Raw genomic sequence first — 16,993 nt, forward strand, 5'->3', positions numbered from 1 at the left:
ATGGCTACCCCTCTCTGACACGATTTTGTTCCTCAACTTTTTCCTTGACTCGAGCCACCCCGGTCTCCATGGCGGCACGGGCGACGGCGGAAGCGACGGCCTCGACGACGCGCCGGTCAAACGGGTTCGGGATGACATACTCTTCCGTCAGCTCTTCCGGCTGGATGAGCCCGGCGATGGCTTCGGCAGCGGCAATTTTCATCGCCTCATTAATTTGCGTCGCCCGCACATCGAGCGCGCCGCGGAAAATGCCAGGGAACGCCAACACGTTGTTCACTTGGTTCGGCAAATCCGACCGGCCGGTCGCGACCACGGCGGCTCCGGCGGCTTTTGCCTCATCCGGCATGATCTCAGGCACCGGATTGGCCAAGGCGAATACGACCGCCCCTCGGTTCATCGTCCGAACCATCGCCGGCGTCAACGCCCCAGCAACCGAGACACCGATAAACACATCCGCGCCTTGAATGACGTCCGCAAGCGTCCCGGAGATACGGCGGTGATTCGTTTGCCGGGCGATTTCTTCCTTGATGGCGTTCATCCCATGCGAGCGCCCTTCATAAATCGCTCCTTTTGTGTCGCAAACGATCAGTTCGCCGACTCCGATCGACAGCAGCAATTTGGCGATCGCCACCCCGGCAGCGCCGGCGCCGTTGATGACAACCCGGCAATCGGCAAGCTGTTTGCCAACCACTTTCAAGGCGTTCGTCAGCCCAGCGGCCACGACAATCGCCGTGCCATGCTGATCATCATGAAACACCGGGATCGCCATCTCTTGGCGAAGACGCTCTTCAATGACAAAGCAGGCGGGGGCGGCGATATCTTCCAAATTGATGCCCCCAAACGCCGGTTCCAGCAACTTGACCGTTTGAATGATTTGTTCCGGATCTTCCGTATCGAGGCAAAGCGGCACGGCATCGATCCCGGCGAACGCTTTGAACAAGGCGGCTTTCCCTTCCATGACCGGAAGCGCCGCCCGCGCGCCAATGTTGCCAAGCCCAAGCACCGCCGTGCCATTCGAGACGACGGCGACAAAATTGCCCTTCACTGTATAGTTGTACATTTCGTCTTGGTCGACGTAAATTTCTTTGCACGGTTCAGCCACTCCCGGCGAATAAATGAGACTTAAATCATTGGCATTCACGACCGGCACTTTCACTTCAACTGACAGCTTTCCTCTTGCCTGCCGATGGACAAGCAACGCTCGTTCTCGCAAATGTTCCATCACTGATCCCTAGCTACTAGCCTTCCCCTATCCCCTTGTACCGCCTTTTGTGCTGCTTTGCGTTTGACAACCCGGCCAGTAGTAACTAGGAGCTGCCTCCTTTCTCTATTTATTTTCTTAATTTTCTGATCAAAATAGATAGGAAGGAACAAGGTCATCCATCCCTTGTTCCTTATACAACTTTTGGCGTTTATTGCTGAATGGCGGCAAATTTCGCTTTTGCTTCTTGACGGCGGCGGTGCAAAATCGGCTCGGTATAGCCGTTTGGCTGTTCATAGCCGCGGAAAATGAGATCGCACGCCGCTTGGAACGCCACCGAATCATCGTAATTCGGCGCCATCGGACGATAGTTCGGATCGCCGACGTTTTGTTCGTCGACGACTTTCGCCATCCGCTTGAGCGTCTCAAGCACTTGCTCTTTCGTGCAAATGCCATGATGGAGCCAGTTGGCGAGAATTTGGCTCGAGATGCGAAGCGTCGCCCGGTCTTCCATCAGTCCGACGTTGTGAATGTCCGGCACTTTCGAGCAGCCGATCCCTTGGTCGATCCAGCGGACGACATAGCCTAAAATGCTTTGGCAGTTGTTGTCGAGCTCTTCTTGAATCTCTTCCGCTGTCCATTGCGGATGGTCAACGACCGGGATTTGCAACATGTCGTCGCGATAATCGTTCCGATCGTTCGCCAGTTCGCTTTGCACAGCGGAGACGTTCACTTGATGGTAATGAAGCGCATGGAGCGTAGCCGCCGTCGGCGACGGCACCCATGCCGTATTGGCGCCTGCTTTGAGCTGCGCTCCTTTTTGCTTCAGCATTTCGGCCATCAAATCCGGCATCGCCCACATTCCTTTGCCGATTTGCGCCCGGCCGCGGAAGCCGGCGGCAAGCCCAACGGCGACGTTCGATTTTTCATACGCCTGCAGCCAAGTCGATGATTTCATCTCGTTTTTGCGCAGCATCGGCCCCGCTTCCATCGACGTATGAATTTCGTCTCCGGTCCGGTCGAGGAAGCCGGTGTTGATAAAAATGATGCGGTCGCGCACTTGGTAGATGCAGTTTTTCAAGTTGAGCGACGTGCGGCGCTCCTCGTCCATCACGCCGATTTTAATCGTATTCCGCTCAAGGCCGAGCATATCTTCGACACGGTCAAACAGCTCGTTGGCAAACGCCACTTCCGCCGATCCGTGCATTTTCGGCTTGACGATGTAGATGGAACCTTTGCGCGAATTCAAGTAGCGTGTATTGCCGATGAGCGAATGTTTCATAATCAAGCTTGTAATGACGGCGTCCATGATCCCTTCATGCACTTCCTCGCCATTCGCATGCAAGATCGCGTTGTTCGTCATTAAGTGCCCGACGTTGCGCACGAACATGAGCGAACGGCCCGGCAGCACGAGCTCCCCGCCATCCGGCGTTTTGTATACGCGATCCGGGTTCAGGGAGCGCGTCATGATTTTGCCGTTTTTCTCAAATGTCGCTGTCAAATCGCCTTTAACGAGACCAAACAAGTTGCGGTAAACGAGCACTTTGTCTTCGGCGTCAACGGCCGCCACCGAATCTTCACCGTCCATGATCGTTGTCACGGCCGCTTCTAGGACAATGTCTTTGACCCCGGCTTGATCCGTTTTTCCGACCGCATGCTCGCGGTCGATTTGAATTTCAATGTGAAGGCCATTGTTCTTCAGCAACACCGCTGTCGGATGTTGCGGGTCGCCTTGGAAGCCGACGAATTTTTCCGGCTCTTTCAGCCCCGTCGTCGCCCCGCCTTCTGTCGTCACGACAAGCTGGCCATCAACAATGGCGTACTGGACAGCGTCTTTATGGGAATATTGCGCCAGCGGCACCGCTTCATCTAAAAACTGCCGCCCGTAGGCGATGACTTTTGCCCCGCGCACCGGGTTGTACGACGAACCGCGCTCGGCGCCGTCTTCTTCGCTGATGGCATCGGTGCCGTACAGCGCGTCGTACAGGCTGCCCCAACGGGCGTTGGCAGCGTTTAATGCATAGCGGGCGTTCGTCAACGGAACGACGAGCTGCGGCCCGGCTTGCACGGCAATTTCATCATCGACATTGTCGGTCGTAATCTCAAAGTCCTCGACTTCCGGCTCCAAATAGCCGATGTCTGTCAAAAATGCTTTATATTCGTTAAAATCAAAGCGGCCGCGATGCGCTTTATGCCACTCATTCAATTTTTCTTGAATTTCGTCGCGGCGGGCGAGCAATTCTTTGTTGCGCGGCGTCAAGTCGGAAATGAGCGCGCCGAAATCGCTCCAAAACTTGTCTTGATCCAACCCGCTGTTCGGCAGAAGCTCCTCGTTGACAAAGTCGTACAACACTTTGGCGACTTGGATGTTCCCTTTTTGTACGTATTCGCCCATCATTCTCTTCCCCTCTCTTGTTTCTTATTACGAAACATTGTTTCTCAATTTCTCTAAAAAGATGATACCATGAAACGAAATGACTGGCAATCGTTTTCAAAAAATTTTCATTTCACTGTCGACGGCGTCTTTGTCTCTACACAACGCCCCGGCGTCGGGAACAGCTTGCCGGCGTTGAGCAAGTTTTTCGGGTTAAACACGTCGCGGATGGCCGTTTGCGCCAAAATTTCCTCGTCAGTGAAGATGAAGCGCATCTCTTCTTTTTTCTCAATGCCAACGCCATGTTCGCCGGTGATCGATCCGCCGACCGCCGCGCACGCCTTGAGGCATTCGCTTCCGGCGGCAAGCGCCCGCTCCGTCTCCCCAGGCTTGCTTGCATCAAACAGCACAAGCGGGTGCAAATTGCCGTCTCCAGCATGGAAAATATTCGCAATCCGAAGCCCGTATTTGCGGCTAATATTGGCGATTTCGTTCAACACTTCCGGCAGCCGGCTGCGCGGAATGACGCCATCTTGCACTAAATAGTCAGGCGAAATCGCCCCCATGGCGCCAAAGCCGGTTTTCCGGTTCGCCCACCAGCGGGCCCGTTCTTCCTCTGACTGGGCGACTTTCACTTCGCGCACATGATGGCGGCGGCAAATCGTTAAAATATCGTTGATTTGTTCGTCGATCCCGGCGGAAATGCCATCCACTTCAATGAGCAACAGCGCGGCGATGTCTTTCGGATGCCCGACCGGAAACGCGGCCGCTTCGACCGCCTCGATGGCCGTTTGATCCATCATCTCGAGCGCCGCCGGCACGATTCCAGCGGAAATGATGTCAGAAACGGTCTGGCTCGCATCTTCCACTTCGTCAAAATAGGCGAGCACCGTCTGTTTGGCCTCGGGATTTTTCAACAAACGGACGGTGATTTTTGTCACGATGCCAAGCGTCCCTTCCGACCCGGTCAGCAGCCCGAGCAAATCGTAGCCGGGCGGATCCGGAACGCCGTTTCCTCCGATTTCCATCACTTCGCCGTTCGGCAAGACGACTTCAAGCCCTAAAATATGGTTCGTCGTCACTCCGTATTTTAAGCAGTGGGCGCCGCCAGCGTTTTCCGCGACGTTGCCGCCGATCGTGCAGCAATATTGGCTTGACGGATCGGGCGCATAGTAATAGCCGCGGTGGGCGACCGAGTTCGTCAACTTCAAGTTGACAAACCCCGGCTCGACGACGGCGCGCCGGTTTTCGAGATCGACGTGCAACAGCCGCTTCATCCGCGTTAGGCTGATGACGACTTCGCCGTTTAGCGGAATCGCCCCGCCGCTTAGCCCCGTGCCGGCGCCGCGGGCGAGAAACGGAAGATCATGCTCATGGCAGTATTTGACGACCGCCGCCACTTGCTCCGTGCTGTTTGGAAATACAACCGCCCTTGGCAAATGGCGGTGGACGGTGAAGCCGTCGCAGTCATACGCCATTAAATCTTCTTTCCGGTATAAAATCGCCTGTTCCCCAACGATGCGGGCGAGCGCTTGGATGTGCGGGTCGTTCGTTGCAATCGGCCGTTTTCTCATATACGCACGTCCTTCCCTTCTTCTTTTTGGTACGCCCAATCGAGCAGCTGCACCGTATGGACGATTTTTTGGTTTCGTCCATGTTTCATGACGCCAAGCGCCATTTGCAGCATGCAGCCTGGATTGCCCATCGAGATCAGCTCCACCTCTTGCGGCACGTGTTGCATTTTGCTCTCAAGCACCGCTTGCGCCATGTCCGGATGGGTGAGGTTGTAAATGCCGGCGCTGCCGCAGCAACGATCGGCGTTTGGCATGGCGACCATTTCCACCCCCGGAATGCTTTCAATCAAAGCGCGCGGCTCTTGGCGGATGCCCTGGCCATGGGCCAAATGGCACGCATCATGGTAGGTGAGGCGCACGTTCAATTCCGCTTTCGGCGGTTTGAAGCCCGTGTCATGCAAAAATTTGGACACGTCCTCAACTTTGGCGGCAAATTGCTCCGCCTTTTCATGCCATTCCGGGTCATGGCGGAACAGTTCCGGATACTCTTTCAACATGCAGCCGCAGCCGGCGGCGTTAACGATGACATGGTCGACATCTTGAAACGCCTCAATATTTTGCTTGGCAAGCTTCCGGCCGGTTTCGCGGTCGCCGGCGTGAACGTGAAGCGCCCCGCAGCACGTCTGGTTCGGGACGATGACGACATCGTTGCCGTTATGGGTCAACACACGGATCGTCGCTTCGTTAATATCACTAAACATAACATCCATGACGCATCCGGTCAAAATCGCGACGGTCCGCTTTGTTTCCCCCTTCGCCTTAATGAGCGGCTGATGTTTATACTTTCTCCGAACCGGCGTACCGACCGCTGGCAAAATCGCCTCCATCTCAGCCAAGTGATCGGGCATGACACGCAGCAGTCCGGTTTTGCGCGCCACCGTCTGCAAGCCGCTTTTTTGGTACCATTTCAGCAGGCGGCCGAGCCAATCGAGGCGCGACGGATGCGGAAAAATGCCTTTTAAGAAAACGTCGCTGACAAGCGCCTTCCAACCGGTGAGCGGAACCGCCTGGCGGAGCTGGCCGCGCACTTGTTCAATGAGCCCACCGACATCGACATCGGCCGGGCAAGCCGTCGTGCATGCACGGCAATCGAGGCACGTAAAAATCGGATCGAGCAAATCAGGCGTCAACTCAAGCTTCCCTTCGCCGACCGACTTCATCAAATGAACGCGGCCGCGCGGAGAGTGCTGTTCTTCACCCGTCTGTTCATACGTCGGGCATGATTCTAAACACATGCCGCAATGAACGCAATCAGCCCACTTGCTCGGGTCCGGCAAATCGTGAAAACGATAGTTTCCAAGACTCGCGGTCGCACACGCCGGGCTGTCCGCCCGCTCATTGGTCATCGTGCTCATCATTAAATCCCCCCAATAAAGCGTTGATCGTTGACCGTTTTGTTCGGATCGATTTTTCGCTTAATGCCTTCGAGCAGGAAAAAGTACGACGGCTTTCCGCCCCAGACGTCGACGCGCTGGCGCAGCGAAAGCGGCAAATGTTTCACAATCGCGTAGCCGCCCAGGCGAACCGCTGCCTGACGCAGCTCCTCTATTGCCGCCAACACTCCTTCTTCACTCCCATGTACATACGCCTGACAAAGCCCGTGGCCCAATCCGCCGTGCGCCTCGATGCGGACATGGCAACGGTCAGCGATTAAAACGCTTTCACGCAAGACCGAAAGCACATCCAAGTTGACAACCCCGATTTTCACTGCCGCTTCAACACTGTTTTCCGCCTGCTCCAGACGCCCGTTCGGTGCAATCGTGTAAAACGTCCGCCAAAACGCCGCTGTCTCTTCGCCGGCTAAAATGGACATTTCCACCGCTTTCGGCCGCAGTCGTTCAACCCAATGCTCTTGGTAATGGACGGCGTTTTCCACATCTTCAAACCCGATCACAAGCGTATAAACCGGCCGTCCCGTCAGCCGCTCGGAAAGCGCCGGATTGAGCAGTTCAAAACAAATCGGCTCCATCATTGTATCAAGGAACGAAACGGCAAACGAGCGAATGTCATGAAGATCGCCGCTTGGGAACGACAGCAACACAACGCTTTCATATTTCGCGAGCGGTCGAAGCTTGAGCGTAATCTCGCTCAGCACCCCGAGCGTCCCCATCGCCCCAATGAACAGCTTGTTCATATCGTAGCCGGCGACGTTTTTCACCACTTTGCCTCCGGAACGAATGACGGTCCCGTTCGGATAGACGACGCGCAGCCCGATCACCGAATCGCGCGCCGATCCGTAGCCGAGCCGCTTCGGGCCGCTGTCATTCGCCGCAATCACCCCTCCGATCGTCGCTTCCTCCGGCCAAAACGGATCCAAGGCGACCTTTTGCCGATACGGGGCGAGCTCGCGCTGCAAATCGCCAAATTTCGTTCCTGCCTTGACGGTGACCGTCATATCAGCGGCCGCATGTTCGACGATGCCGGTATACTGTTCAAGCGACAACAAGATGTCCGCCTGTTCCCGCTGCCCGCCAAATCCCCGTTTTGTGCCGCGTCCAGCGATGACGACTTTTTTGCCATGGCGGTCGGCATAGCGGAGCACCGCAGCGATTTCTTCCTCTGCTCGCGGATAGACGGCCACCGCCCCATCATTGCCGAGGGGATGGAACGATTCATTCCGTTTGATCTGTTCTGGATGCAAAAACGCCTGCAGCTCCTCAATCCATGTCAATGAAAGCATGAGCGCCCTCCTTCGTTTCGTAATAAGAAACATCGTTTCTTTTTATCTGTAAAAAAAAGCGAACCGCTCGAACCGTTTTCTTTATCAGGCGGAGGGTGTCCCAAAAGAATCGGGACACCTTTTCCGATCACCGTCATATATACAAGTGATTTAGCCCAAAACAACCTTTGGGGCCAGCCCTCCTGCTACTTCTATTAAACCATCGCTCATCCATTTTTTCAATGAATTTTTTGAATTTAGGGATCATTTTGTTCATTCCGTCTCTTCCACCACCACTCCGACCCGCTGCTCGAGCGGCTGAATGACCGCGGCCATATCCAAGTCGGCAAGGCCTGCGGCGATCGCTGCGGCAAACGCTTCTTCTGCTTGAATGCCGAGTCGGCGGCCAAGGCCGATTTCATCCATCAACTCGTTCGCCAAGCGCACATCTTTATGTACATACTTGACCGCCCCGCCAGGAGTGAATCGACGCGGCAACACGAACTGCTCCATATGGCGGCGCAACATCCGGCTGTCTCCATAGCTTTCTTTTAACAGCCGATACAGCTTCCCGGCATGAAGCCCATAAGCGACGCCAGCGACCATCGCTTCCGCCGCGGCGACCGAATGGACGGCGACCAAGTACTGGTTGATCGCTTTTGCCGCGCTGCCGGCGCCGCTTTCTCCTAAATATTCAACCGTTTTTCCTAACACCCGAAGCAACGGACGCACCCGCTCCCATGCTTCTTTCGCCCCGCCGACCATGATCGTCAGCGCCCCTTGCTCCGCCCCTTCCGGCCCGCCGCTTACCGGCGCGTCCAAATAGGCGACGCCGTGCTCATCGGCGCGCCGAGCGACAAACCGGCTTGTTTTCGGACCGACGGTTGTAAAATCAAGGCAAATCGTCCCCGGATGGGCCGCGCTAAGGACGCCGCCTTCACCTGTATACACCTCGATGACATCATCCGGCATCGATAAGCACGTGCAAATGATATCCGCCTCGCCAGCCAGCTCTGCCACTGTCGCCGCCTGTCGGGCGCCAAGGTTGACAAGCGGAACCGCTTTTTCTGTCGTACGGTTGTACACCGTGACATTGAATCCCGCTTCAAGCAGCCGTCTAGCCATGCGCGAGCCCATCACGCCCAATCCAATAAAGCCGACGCGTGTCATCGTCCGCCTCCCCCTTTCATTCCGCGGTATTCATCATACCAAACAAAACTTTCGCTGCTTTTCCCTGATGGAATGTACTCAAGTCCAATCGCTCCATTGTAGCCGTGCTCTTGCAAAAATGCGAAAATCTCGCGATACGGAAGCTCTCCCGTCCCCGGCTCATGCCGCCCGGGGGCATCAGCGAATTGCACATGCGCGATGAGCGGTGCGTAGTCGGCAAACATCGCTGTCACATTGCGTCCGAGCCGAGCCATATGATAGACGTCATATTGCAATTTCACATTCGTCCGGCCGAGATCGCGGATGATCGCCGCCGCTTCCTCAATATCGGTTAAAAAGTAGCCGGGCATATCGAACGGATTGATCGGTTCAATCGTCAGCGTCAAACCATGAACAGCAAGCGTTGCAGCCGCTTCGTCAATGCGGCGCATATACGTCTCCTTCGCCCGCTCGCGCGGCAAGTCCCTTGGCAACACTCCGGCCATGCAATGAAGATTCGGTACACCGAGCGCGAGCGCATAACGCACTCCTTCCTCCAGTGCACGCCGGAATTCATCATGACGGTCAGAAAAAATGGCGAGCCCGCGCTCCCCCTTTTCCCAATCGCCAGCGGGCAAATTCAGCAAAACAAGCGACAGCTCAAGCTGCTCGAGTTCATCAGCAATCGCCTCAGGAGCCACCGAGTACGGAAACTGGCATTCAACGTGCGAAAACCCATGCTGCTTCGCCTTGGCAAACCGGGCGAGAAACGGCGCTTCCGTGAAAATCGTCGATACATTGACGGCAAACTTCATCATGAGGCTCCTTTCTTCTCCATTTCTTTCTCTATATTCGCCCCACCGTTTGCCGATTCCTGCCTCACCGCGTTTCCCCTTTAATGCCGTAAAAAAACAGCCGCACCATTTCGACTTGCCGCTTTGATCAATGCCACCGTCATGGAAAAAGAGGGTGTCCCAAAAGGATGGGGACGCCCTCTTCCGCCTCCATATATGCGTGCTGACCGCTTCTTTAACACTATATGTTGTGCCTATCTTAAAGACAGACGGCCTTTTGGGTCAGCCCCTTTTTGGCGCTCAATCCTCATCGCTGGCGAAAAAACGCAAAATGTAGACAAACAAGTTGATGAAATCAAGGTAAATATTGACCACAATCATCGGGATGTCCGCTTCCGTAAAGCCATAGCGGGCCAAACGGTTGATGTCGTAAATCGTAAAGCCAAGGAAAATCAGAATCCCCAAAGCGGCGATGCCCATTTGCCCTACGCTTGAGAATGGGATGAACCATTGGATGATCAGCAAGCCAAGGAGCGCAAACGCGCCCAGCATCAAAAACCCGCCGAGGAACGAAAAATCTTCTTTCGTTCTCGCTGCGTAAATGGCAACGCCGGAAAACGATACAACGGCCAGCGCAAACGCTTTGAACACCGCCGCCGCGCCGATGATGGAAATGTAATAGCCGATGAGCGGATAGAGCGTCGCCCCCGAGACAAACATAAACGCAAACATAAGCGGATAGCCGACCGCTTTTTTCACGCGGGCGAACATCATGACCAACAGCAGCACAAGTTCAAGCCCGTAAAGGGGCAAATACAGGCCAGCCGGCACCCATTGCCCGGCATACAGCCCCGCCGTCGCGACGGCCAGCGCCGCTAAAAAGGAAACCGCCAACTTCGCCACTGGGCTATGCGGACGATAAACGGTCGAATGATTCATGGCAACCCCCTCCTTTTTCTTTCTAGTTTAGCATATATTTGTTTCTTGTCACAGCCCTTTCTTTTTGATTGACGCAGACTGCATGGACCGTCCACCATGATGTATGGCCCATCGTTCGATCCATCGAAACCAGCGGGCGGCAAACAGTTTTTTCAGCACCGGTGGAACGACAAGCAAAATGAAAAAAATGCGGAACATTTGATAACTTGTCACAACGGCAAGGTCGGCATGCGCTTCCCGCGCCAAAATTCCCATTTGATCCATGCCCCCCGGCGCCAAGGCGATGAACGCTGTCAAATACGGCACGCCATGCAGAGCCGTTAAGACAAATGCCGAAGCCATGGAAAACAAAATGAGCGCAAGACCGGTAACCACAGCCGCCAGCACGGCTCTTCCCTTTTCCGCGATGCGAGCCGGTTTCAGCATTAAGCCTAGATAAGCGCCCATCGCGATTTGCGCGATATCTAACAAAGGCGCTGGCAAATGGGGCGCCGGCGTCCCGGCAATGACCAGAGCCGATGTTCCGATGATCGGGCCAAGCAAATAGGCAGTCGGCAGTTTGATGCGCCTTCCGATGATCGCGCTGGCAACCGTGACGATCAAATACAGCCAAACAAGACCGACGCTCCAATGCGCCCCTTGTCCGCATTCTGCGCCCGTCCCCGCCTCAGCGCCGCCGGAAAAGAACGGGCTTAAGGCGATAAGCGGGACGAGAAACACGACGCCCATCAGGCGCATCACTTGAAAAAACGTGACAATCGTTGCATCGACACCGTCGAGCTCCTCGCCCAACACAAGCATTTGCGACAATCCGCCGGGGATGCTGCCGGTGACGACTGAACGGAGCGGAATCTTTGTCCATCTCGCGACAAGGCAAGAAACAAGGAAGCTAAACAGCAAAATCAACACCGTCGCCAGCAACATCACCGGCAATTGCCGGCCCATCTCCACAAGCGTTCCTGCCGTCATCGATGCCCCTAGCGTATAGCCGATCGGAATAAGCGCAGCGTTGCGAATGCCGACCGGCCAATACAACGCTCCCTTCCAAAAACGGCCGACCAAAAGCAACGCGGCTGCTGGACCGAGCATCCAATGGAGTGGAATGCGGAACAAGGCGAAAATAAAGCCGCCGAGCGCCCCAATCACCAGCGTCAACGCGATGCGCGCCATGTTGTTCCACTTCTCTTGTCTTTTCGAGGCCAAGCGAACACCTTCTCTCTTCCTTTCACAACGACTTTCACCGAATCAACCATTCTCTGTGCTCTCCCTCATGCACATAGCGAAAGCCTTCAGCCGTCCATCGTCAATCTATAGTCAACACACAGCGATGAGACCGTGCCAACAAGAGGAAAAATATGAAAAAACAAAAAGGGTTATTGGTATCATATTGTCTGATTTATCAAAAATGGAGGAATTCGAAATGGTTCATGAAATCCGTCACTGTTTTTATCATTCCGACCATGACGCAACGCTGCGCTCGTTCGATCTGCCAAAAGAACAGCAACGATTCACCGCACTCCCCGCTGAGGCGCTCAAAGCATGCTCCGAGGAAAAAGAAAGAAAGCCGATTGTCATCCTTCATCAAGAACGACCGGTCGGTTTTTTTGTTCTCCACACCGGCAAACAGATCCGACCGTTTACCGACAATCCGCGGGCCGTGCTGCTCCGGTCCTTTTCCATCAATTATCCAGAACAAGGGAAAGGGTTCGCCAAGCAGGCGCTCGCTTTGCTGCCAGCCTTCGTCAACACCCATTTTTCCGATATTAACGAAATTGTGCTTGCTGTCAATGAACGAAACGTTGCAGCGCAGCGATTGTACTTGACTGCCGGTTTTATCGACAGCGGACGGCGGCGCGAAGGAAAAAAGGGGCGACAACTGTTGCTCTATTATCCTCTTTCTGCAACCTAGAAGTCTGCCCGACGAAACCATTTTGGCGGATTCCAAAATAGTGAAATAAACAAATGTTCCAATCGTATAAAACGGAAGATTTTGCATAAATATTCGCTGACTTCAATCCATCGGACAGTTCCTAGGAACGATTAAACAAAAGCATTCCTCTTCGTTTTGCAGAGAGGAATGCTTCCCTTCCCATGAAAGGCAAGAAATCCTCGCTTTTTTCGTCGATCGACGTCCGCTTAATCAGCGAATAAATCGGATGACAAATACCGCTCGCCGGAATCGGGCGCCATGCAAAGGACGCGGGCGCCTTTGGGGAGCTGTTTCGCCACTTTGATGGCGTAATAGGCACTGGCAGCGGCCGAAGCGCCGACCAAAATGCCTTCCTTCGCCGCCAGTTCGCGCGCCATCTGTTGGGCATCCTCATCTTTGATCAAAAAAATGTCATCATAAATCGAGCGATTTAAAATTTTCGGGATAAACCCCGGACCCGTGCCGGGAATTTTGTGCGGCCCCGGCTTGCCGCCCGACAACACAGGCGAACCGTACGGTTCAACGACGTAAATGCGCAAATTCGGGATGCGTTTTTTCAGCTCCTCCCCTGTTCCGGTCACCGTCCCGCCGGTGCCGGCGGTTAACACGAACGCATCGAGCCGTCCATCAAATGCTTCATAAATTTCCACCGCTGTTGTATGCCGGTGTGCATCCGGATTGGCCGGATTTTCAAACTGCATCGGAATAAAGCTGTCAGGGATTTCGCTAGCAAGCCGGTTTGCCTCATCGATCGCCCCTTGCATCCGCTTCTCCGCCGGCGTCAAATAGACTTTGGCTCCGTACGCCTTTAAAATTTTCACCCGTTCGACCGTCGCATTGTCGGGCATCGTAATGATGCAGCGATACCCCCTGGCGGCGCACACCATGGCCAGGCCGATGCCGGTGTTGCCGGACGTCGGTTCGATGATCGTGCTTTTTCCCGGTGTAATTTTCCCTTCCGCCTCCGCGCGTCGGATCATTTCCCAAGCGGGCCGATCTTTGACGCTTCCGCCTGGGTTGAACGATTCGAGCTTTATGTATACCTCTGCCCCGTTTGGATCAGGAAGGCGGCGCAACTTGACAATCGGCGTGCCGCCGATCAAATCTAAAATCGAGTCATACAATTTCACGATCGTCCCCAACCTTTTGCAAAATATTTGTTCGTCCCATTCATTATAAATGATTTTTCCTTTTTCATTCAAACAGTCTGTCCGGTCCGCAGCACCAGGCGTTTTTGGATCGCTTTTCGCAAAAGGACGTTCATTTAGCCGGATCGATTGCGATTTTTCCTCTGTTCTAGTCCGATATTCCCCCTTATAATAAAAAATAAACGATGGAAAGCGAGGTGGCTTTTTTGGCATCTGCGGCACAGCAGCTCGTCACCCATTTAGAAGCCCATTTGCCGAACTTTCTCGCCTATTGGCGGCAACATATGAAAATTGCCGACGATGACAAATACATCGATCATGTCGAACAAAACGGCTTAGCAGTGTTTGAGCTGGTCAAAGAAGCGCTGTTGCGGTCGCTATCTAGCGAGACGGTCGAACGGTTAGCCAACAAAATCGCGAAAGAACGTGCGGAAATGAATGTCGGCATCGGAGCTCTCGTCTACAACGTCAACCTTGGGAGGCGGCTCGTCATCAACCACGCGCTCGCCGCGCCGCTGTCGGTCGACGAGCTGTCCCCGCTCATCGACCATTTGAACGAGCTGTTTGACCAATTTCTGTTTCATGTCATCACAAAATACAATGAGTTAAAAGAAAAAGAACTGCATGAAAAAAACGCGCTCATTGCCAGATCGCATCAAGACCGGCTGACGCTGCTCGGACAAATGTCATCGAGTTTTGTCCATGAGTTTCGCAATCCGCTTACGGCTATTATTGGTTTTATTCAATTATTGAAGTTTGAGCATCCGCATCTTCCTTATTTAGACATTATCGACCATGAGTTGCAGCAGCTGAAATTTCGCATTTCGCAATTTTTGCATGCCTCACGCAAAGAAATTGTTGAAAGCGAAAAGGAAACGTTTTCACTTCACCAGTTGTTGGAGGAAATTATCGAGTTTTTATACGCCACGATCGTCGACAGCGATGTCGACCTTTCGGTGGCGATCGATGAATCCATACATATATTTGCCTATAAAGATCAGCTGCGCCAGGTGCTGGTAAACATTTTGCTCAACTCGATCGAAGCGGTGAAAGAGAGGGAAAAACCGCGGCGGATCAACATCGCCGCCCGTTGCCAAGACGGAAGCATCATCATCGAAATCGCCAACAACGGTCCGTCCATTCCGGCCGACATTGTGGAAACGATTTTCGAGCCGTTTTTTACGACAAAAAAACTCGGAACCGGCATCGGCCTGTACATTTGCAAAAAAGTGATTGAAGACCATGGCGGAGATATCCGCTGTTTATCCGATGAAGACATGACGACGTTTTCCATCCGCCTCCCTGCATAATGAACAGCGGAAATGGGCATGATGGATGAAAAAAGGTGATGCCGATGAAAACGTTTTGGAAAGGCTGGTTGGAGCAGGCGGCAAGTGCCATCCGCGAATGGCTCGAGCGGGAGATGCATTCGTTCGCCGAGCTCGCTGCGTTCATCCGCCATCATCCGGATACCGTTCGACAAGAACGCACATGGCTTGGCTTGACGTACCGGTTCTACTCGCTCACGATAAACGGAGTGTCATTGAAAATGGAAACGAAAGTCGCCCGTGAAGGCAAGGAGCGCATTCTCTTTTTATCGGTCCATGCTCCGCGTACGAAAGCCGCTGTCTACCGCGCCTATGACGAAGACGGCGATTTGGCGGACATCATCGCCACTCCGCCGCTGTCCCAAAAAACCGCACCAGTTTGACCACGGTGCGGTTTTTTCATCATCATTTCGCGAAAAAGCCCCGCTTCCGAGCGAAATGAAAGCAGGAAGAAAGGTCAACCTTTCATGCCCTGCAGCCATTCTTGGTAACATTCCGGACAAAGCGTTTCTTCGTGTTCTTCGCCATTCGTATGGAACGATACGTAATGCACCTTGTCATCGCACTCGCACTGACAGTAAAAACATGTTTCGCTCATCGCTTTCCCTCCCTTGCCTATTAGTGTGAGCCGTCTTATAACAGCGTTGCAAGGGAACTATTCCCAGCGGCATGAGCACAGAATAAACGACGCTCGATGCGATCAGTGCGACGTGAGCGACAACAAATAGTCCAATACCGCCTCTTGCTCTTCCTTCGTAAACCCGGCTTGATGGTCGATCCAATACCGGTGCCCGGCGCCGGTCACATGCACCGACTTTAGAGCTGGAACGGCGGCATTCGCGGCAATGACGCGGCCGCGCCACGTCCGGTCGATCAGCGCCCGCAGACTGTTGCGCGCATCAGGGGCGATGCCTTTTTGAACGGTGCCCGAAAGCCCGAGCTCACCGTTCGGCCCAACCGCCACGCCGCCGTCGTGCAAATACGGCGCACTCCACGCCAGGCCGATGAGGCTCGGCACTTTATACCCGCCCGGCGAATCACCGTGGGCGAAGGCAAGCCTGAGTTGTTTTGGATCTAAACGGTTCGTCGGCACGTTCAATACTTTCGCCCCCTTTGGGATCGGGACCGGCGTATCCGGAGCGTACAACACGGCCTCTCCGAACACTTTTTCTGTCTTTTTCAGTGCTTTCGCCCGTGACGGTTCCGTGCCGATGACATTCGCCGCCACGACGCGGTTGTTCGTCAAATACGCCCCGGCATGGCAGCGGATGCAGCCGGCGCGGACAAACACCTCTCTTCCTCTCGCCGCCCGCTCCTCGCTGATCCGTTCATTTGGCGGCGGAGGATTGAGCGTATTTTGCCAAGCGGCCACGGCATTGTTTTGCTCATTGAACCGATAACCCGGCTCGCTGACGATCAACCCATCTCTGTTTGCTCGCTTCATACGGCGCAATATCGCTCCCATCCGGCACAAACGCATACTCGCCCCGGCGCAAAAGAAGAACGGCGCCGGCGGCTAAGAGAAGGAGAACAGTAACGCTTAGCACACTAGATGCAATCAAAACGTTTAACATATCTTGGACAGAAAAGCCGCTTATCTATTTTTCGACTGTCGAGGGCAAGCCACAGGCTTGCCCCCGTCACGCCTTGGCGTGACGGAAGACCGAACAACCATCCGCTTCTCAGCCCCATACATGAGGCTGAAAGCGGCGTTGTTCGGTCTCCCGACAGTCGATCAAATGCTCGGCAAAAGCCGCAAATGTGAAAACTTCAAATTGCATCTGTATGCAATCGGTCGGCCGCTGAAGAAGAAAATGGGATTTCACCATGGCAAAAGGTGAATCCCATTTTTCATGATTTGTCCGTCAATCGCCCATCCTAACAACAAGGAGGTGAA

Annotated in this window: 14 protein-coding genes and 1 pseudogene; 3 read left to right on the forward strand and 12 right to left on the reverse strand. The window is 54.2% G+C overall.

Features of this window, described 5'->3' with window-relative positions; genetic code table 11:
- Positions 1-4: 4 nt before the first annotated feature.
- From ETR37_RS05720 to ETR37_RS05760, 9 genes are all read right to left on the reverse strand, one after another.
- Positions 5-1,222, reverse strand: a complete 1,218-nt coding sequence (locus tag ETR37_RS05720) for an NAD(P)-dependent malic enzyme (protein ID WP_011231030.1) — start codon at positions 1,220-1,222, stop codon at positions 5-7.
- A gap of 190 nt (positions 1,223-1,412) precedes the next feature.
- Positions 1,413-3,596, reverse strand: a complete 2,184-nt coding sequence (locus ETR37_RS05725; RefSeq protein WP_129447028.1) for a malate synthase G — start codon at positions 3,594-3,596, stop codon at positions 1,413-1,415.
- A 107-nt stretch (positions 3,597-3,703) separates the two neighbouring features.
- On the reverse strand, positions 3,704-5,149 hold the full coding sequence (locus tag ETR37_RS05730) for an FAD-linked oxidase C-terminal domain-containing protein (protein ID WP_129447029.1): 1,446 nt from the start codon (positions 5,147-5,149) through the stop codon (positions 3,704-3,706).
- Positions 5,146-6,507 carry a (Fe-S)-binding protein gene (locus tag ETR37_RS05735; RefSeq protein ID WP_122983936.1) on the reverse strand — a complete coding sequence of 454 codons (1,362 nt, stop codon included), beginning with the start codon at positions 6,505-6,507 and terminating at the stop codon, positions 5,146-5,148. The genes ETR37_RS05730 and ETR37_RS05735 overlap by 4 nt, the downstream gene beginning before the upstream one ends.
- A complete protein-coding gene (locus ETR37_RS05740; protein WP_129447030.1) occupies positions 6,507-7,829 on the reverse strand; it encodes an FAD-binding oxidoreductase in 1,323 nt (440 codons plus the stop codon). Before ETR37_RS05740 ends, ETR37_RS05735 begins: the two co-directional genes overlap by 1 nt.
- A gap of 252 nt (positions 7,830-8,081) precedes the next feature.
- Positions 8,082-8,978, reverse strand: a complete 897-nt coding sequence (locus ETR37_RS05745; RefSeq protein WP_011231025.1) for an NAD(P)-dependent oxidoreductase — start codon at positions 8,976-8,978, stop codon at positions 8,082-8,084.
- The gene (gene hyi / locus ETR37_RS05750) at positions 8,975-9,772 is read right to left on the reverse strand and encodes a hydroxypyruvate isomerase (RefSeq protein ID WP_011231024.1); all 798 of its coding nucleotides are present in this window, start codon (positions 9,770-9,772) and stop codon (positions 8,975-8,977) included. Before hyi ends, ETR37_RS05745 begins: the two co-directional genes overlap by 4 nt.
- A gap of 279 nt (positions 9,773-10,051) precedes the next feature.
- Positions 10,052-10,690 (reverse strand): Bax inhibitor-1/YccA family protein, encoded by a 639-nt coding sequence (locus tag ETR37_RS05755; RefSeq protein WP_011231023.1) that lies wholly within the window; start codon positions 10,688-10,690, stop codon positions 10,052-10,054.
- A 48-nt stretch (positions 10,691-10,738) separates the two neighbouring features.
- Complete coding sequence (locus tag ETR37_RS05760; RefSeq protein ID WP_129447031.1) at positions 10,739-11,893, reverse strand: AbrB family transcriptional regulator; 1,155 nt, start codon at positions 11,891-11,893, stop codon at positions 10,739-10,741.
- A 217-nt stretch (positions 11,894-12,110) separates the two neighbouring features.
- Here ETR37_RS05760 and ETR37_RS05765 point away from each other — a divergent pair, with 217 nt between their 5' ends.
- Positions 12,111-12,599, forward strand: coding sequence for a GNAT family N-acetyltransferase (locus ETR37_RS05765; protein WP_081132516.1), 489 nt, complete (start codon positions 12,111-12,113; stop codon positions 12,597-12,599).
- A gap of 227 nt (positions 12,600-12,826) precedes the next feature.
- On the opposite strand, the gene cysK is transcribed toward ETR37_RS05765, so the two are convergent.
- Positions 12,827-13,750, reverse strand: a complete 924-nt coding sequence (cysK, locus tag ETR37_RS05770) for a cysteine synthase A (protein ID WP_033025319.1) — start codon at positions 13,748-13,750, stop codon at positions 12,827-12,829.
- A gap of 224 nt (positions 13,751-13,974) precedes the next feature.
- Here cysK and ETR37_RS05780 point away from each other — a divergent pair, with 224 nt between their 5' ends.
- Both ETR37_RS05780 and ETR37_RS05785 read left to right on the forward strand, forming a co-directional pair.
- A complete protein-coding gene (locus tag ETR37_RS05780; RefSeq protein WP_033025317.1) occupies positions 13,975-15,078 on the forward strand; it encodes a sensor histidine kinase in 1,104 nt (367 codons plus the stop codon).
- Between the two features lie 44 nt (positions 15,079-15,122).
- Positions 15,123-15,479 (forward strand): hypothetical protein, encoded by a 357-nt coding sequence (locus tag ETR37_RS05785; RefSeq protein WP_033025256.1) that lies wholly within the window; start codon positions 15,123-15,125, stop codon positions 15,477-15,479.
- A 74-nt stretch (positions 15,480-15,553) separates the two neighbouring features.
- On the opposite strand, the gene ETR37_RS19085 is transcribed toward ETR37_RS05785, so the two are convergent.
- Together ETR37_RS19085 and ETR37_RS05790 are read right to left on the reverse strand one after the other, a co-directional pair.
- The gene (locus tag ETR37_RS19085) at positions 15,554-15,694 is read right to left on the reverse strand and encodes a hypothetical protein (RefSeq protein WP_164977981.1); all 141 of its coding nucleotides are present in this window, start codon (positions 15,692-15,694) and stop codon (positions 15,554-15,556) included.
- Positions 15,695-15,796: 102 nt separating this feature from the next.
- Positions 15,797-16,522: pseudogene (locus ETR37_RS05790) on the reverse strand (electron transport protein); the annotation flags it as partial.
- Between the last annotated feature and the right edge of the window lie 471 nt (positions 16,523-16,993).

The sequence above is a fragment of the Geobacillus sp. PK12 genome (genome assembly GCF_004123125.1).
Taxonomy (GTDB): domain Bacteria; phylum Bacillota; class Bacilli; order Bacillales; family Anoxybacillaceae; genus Geobacillus; species Geobacillus zalihae.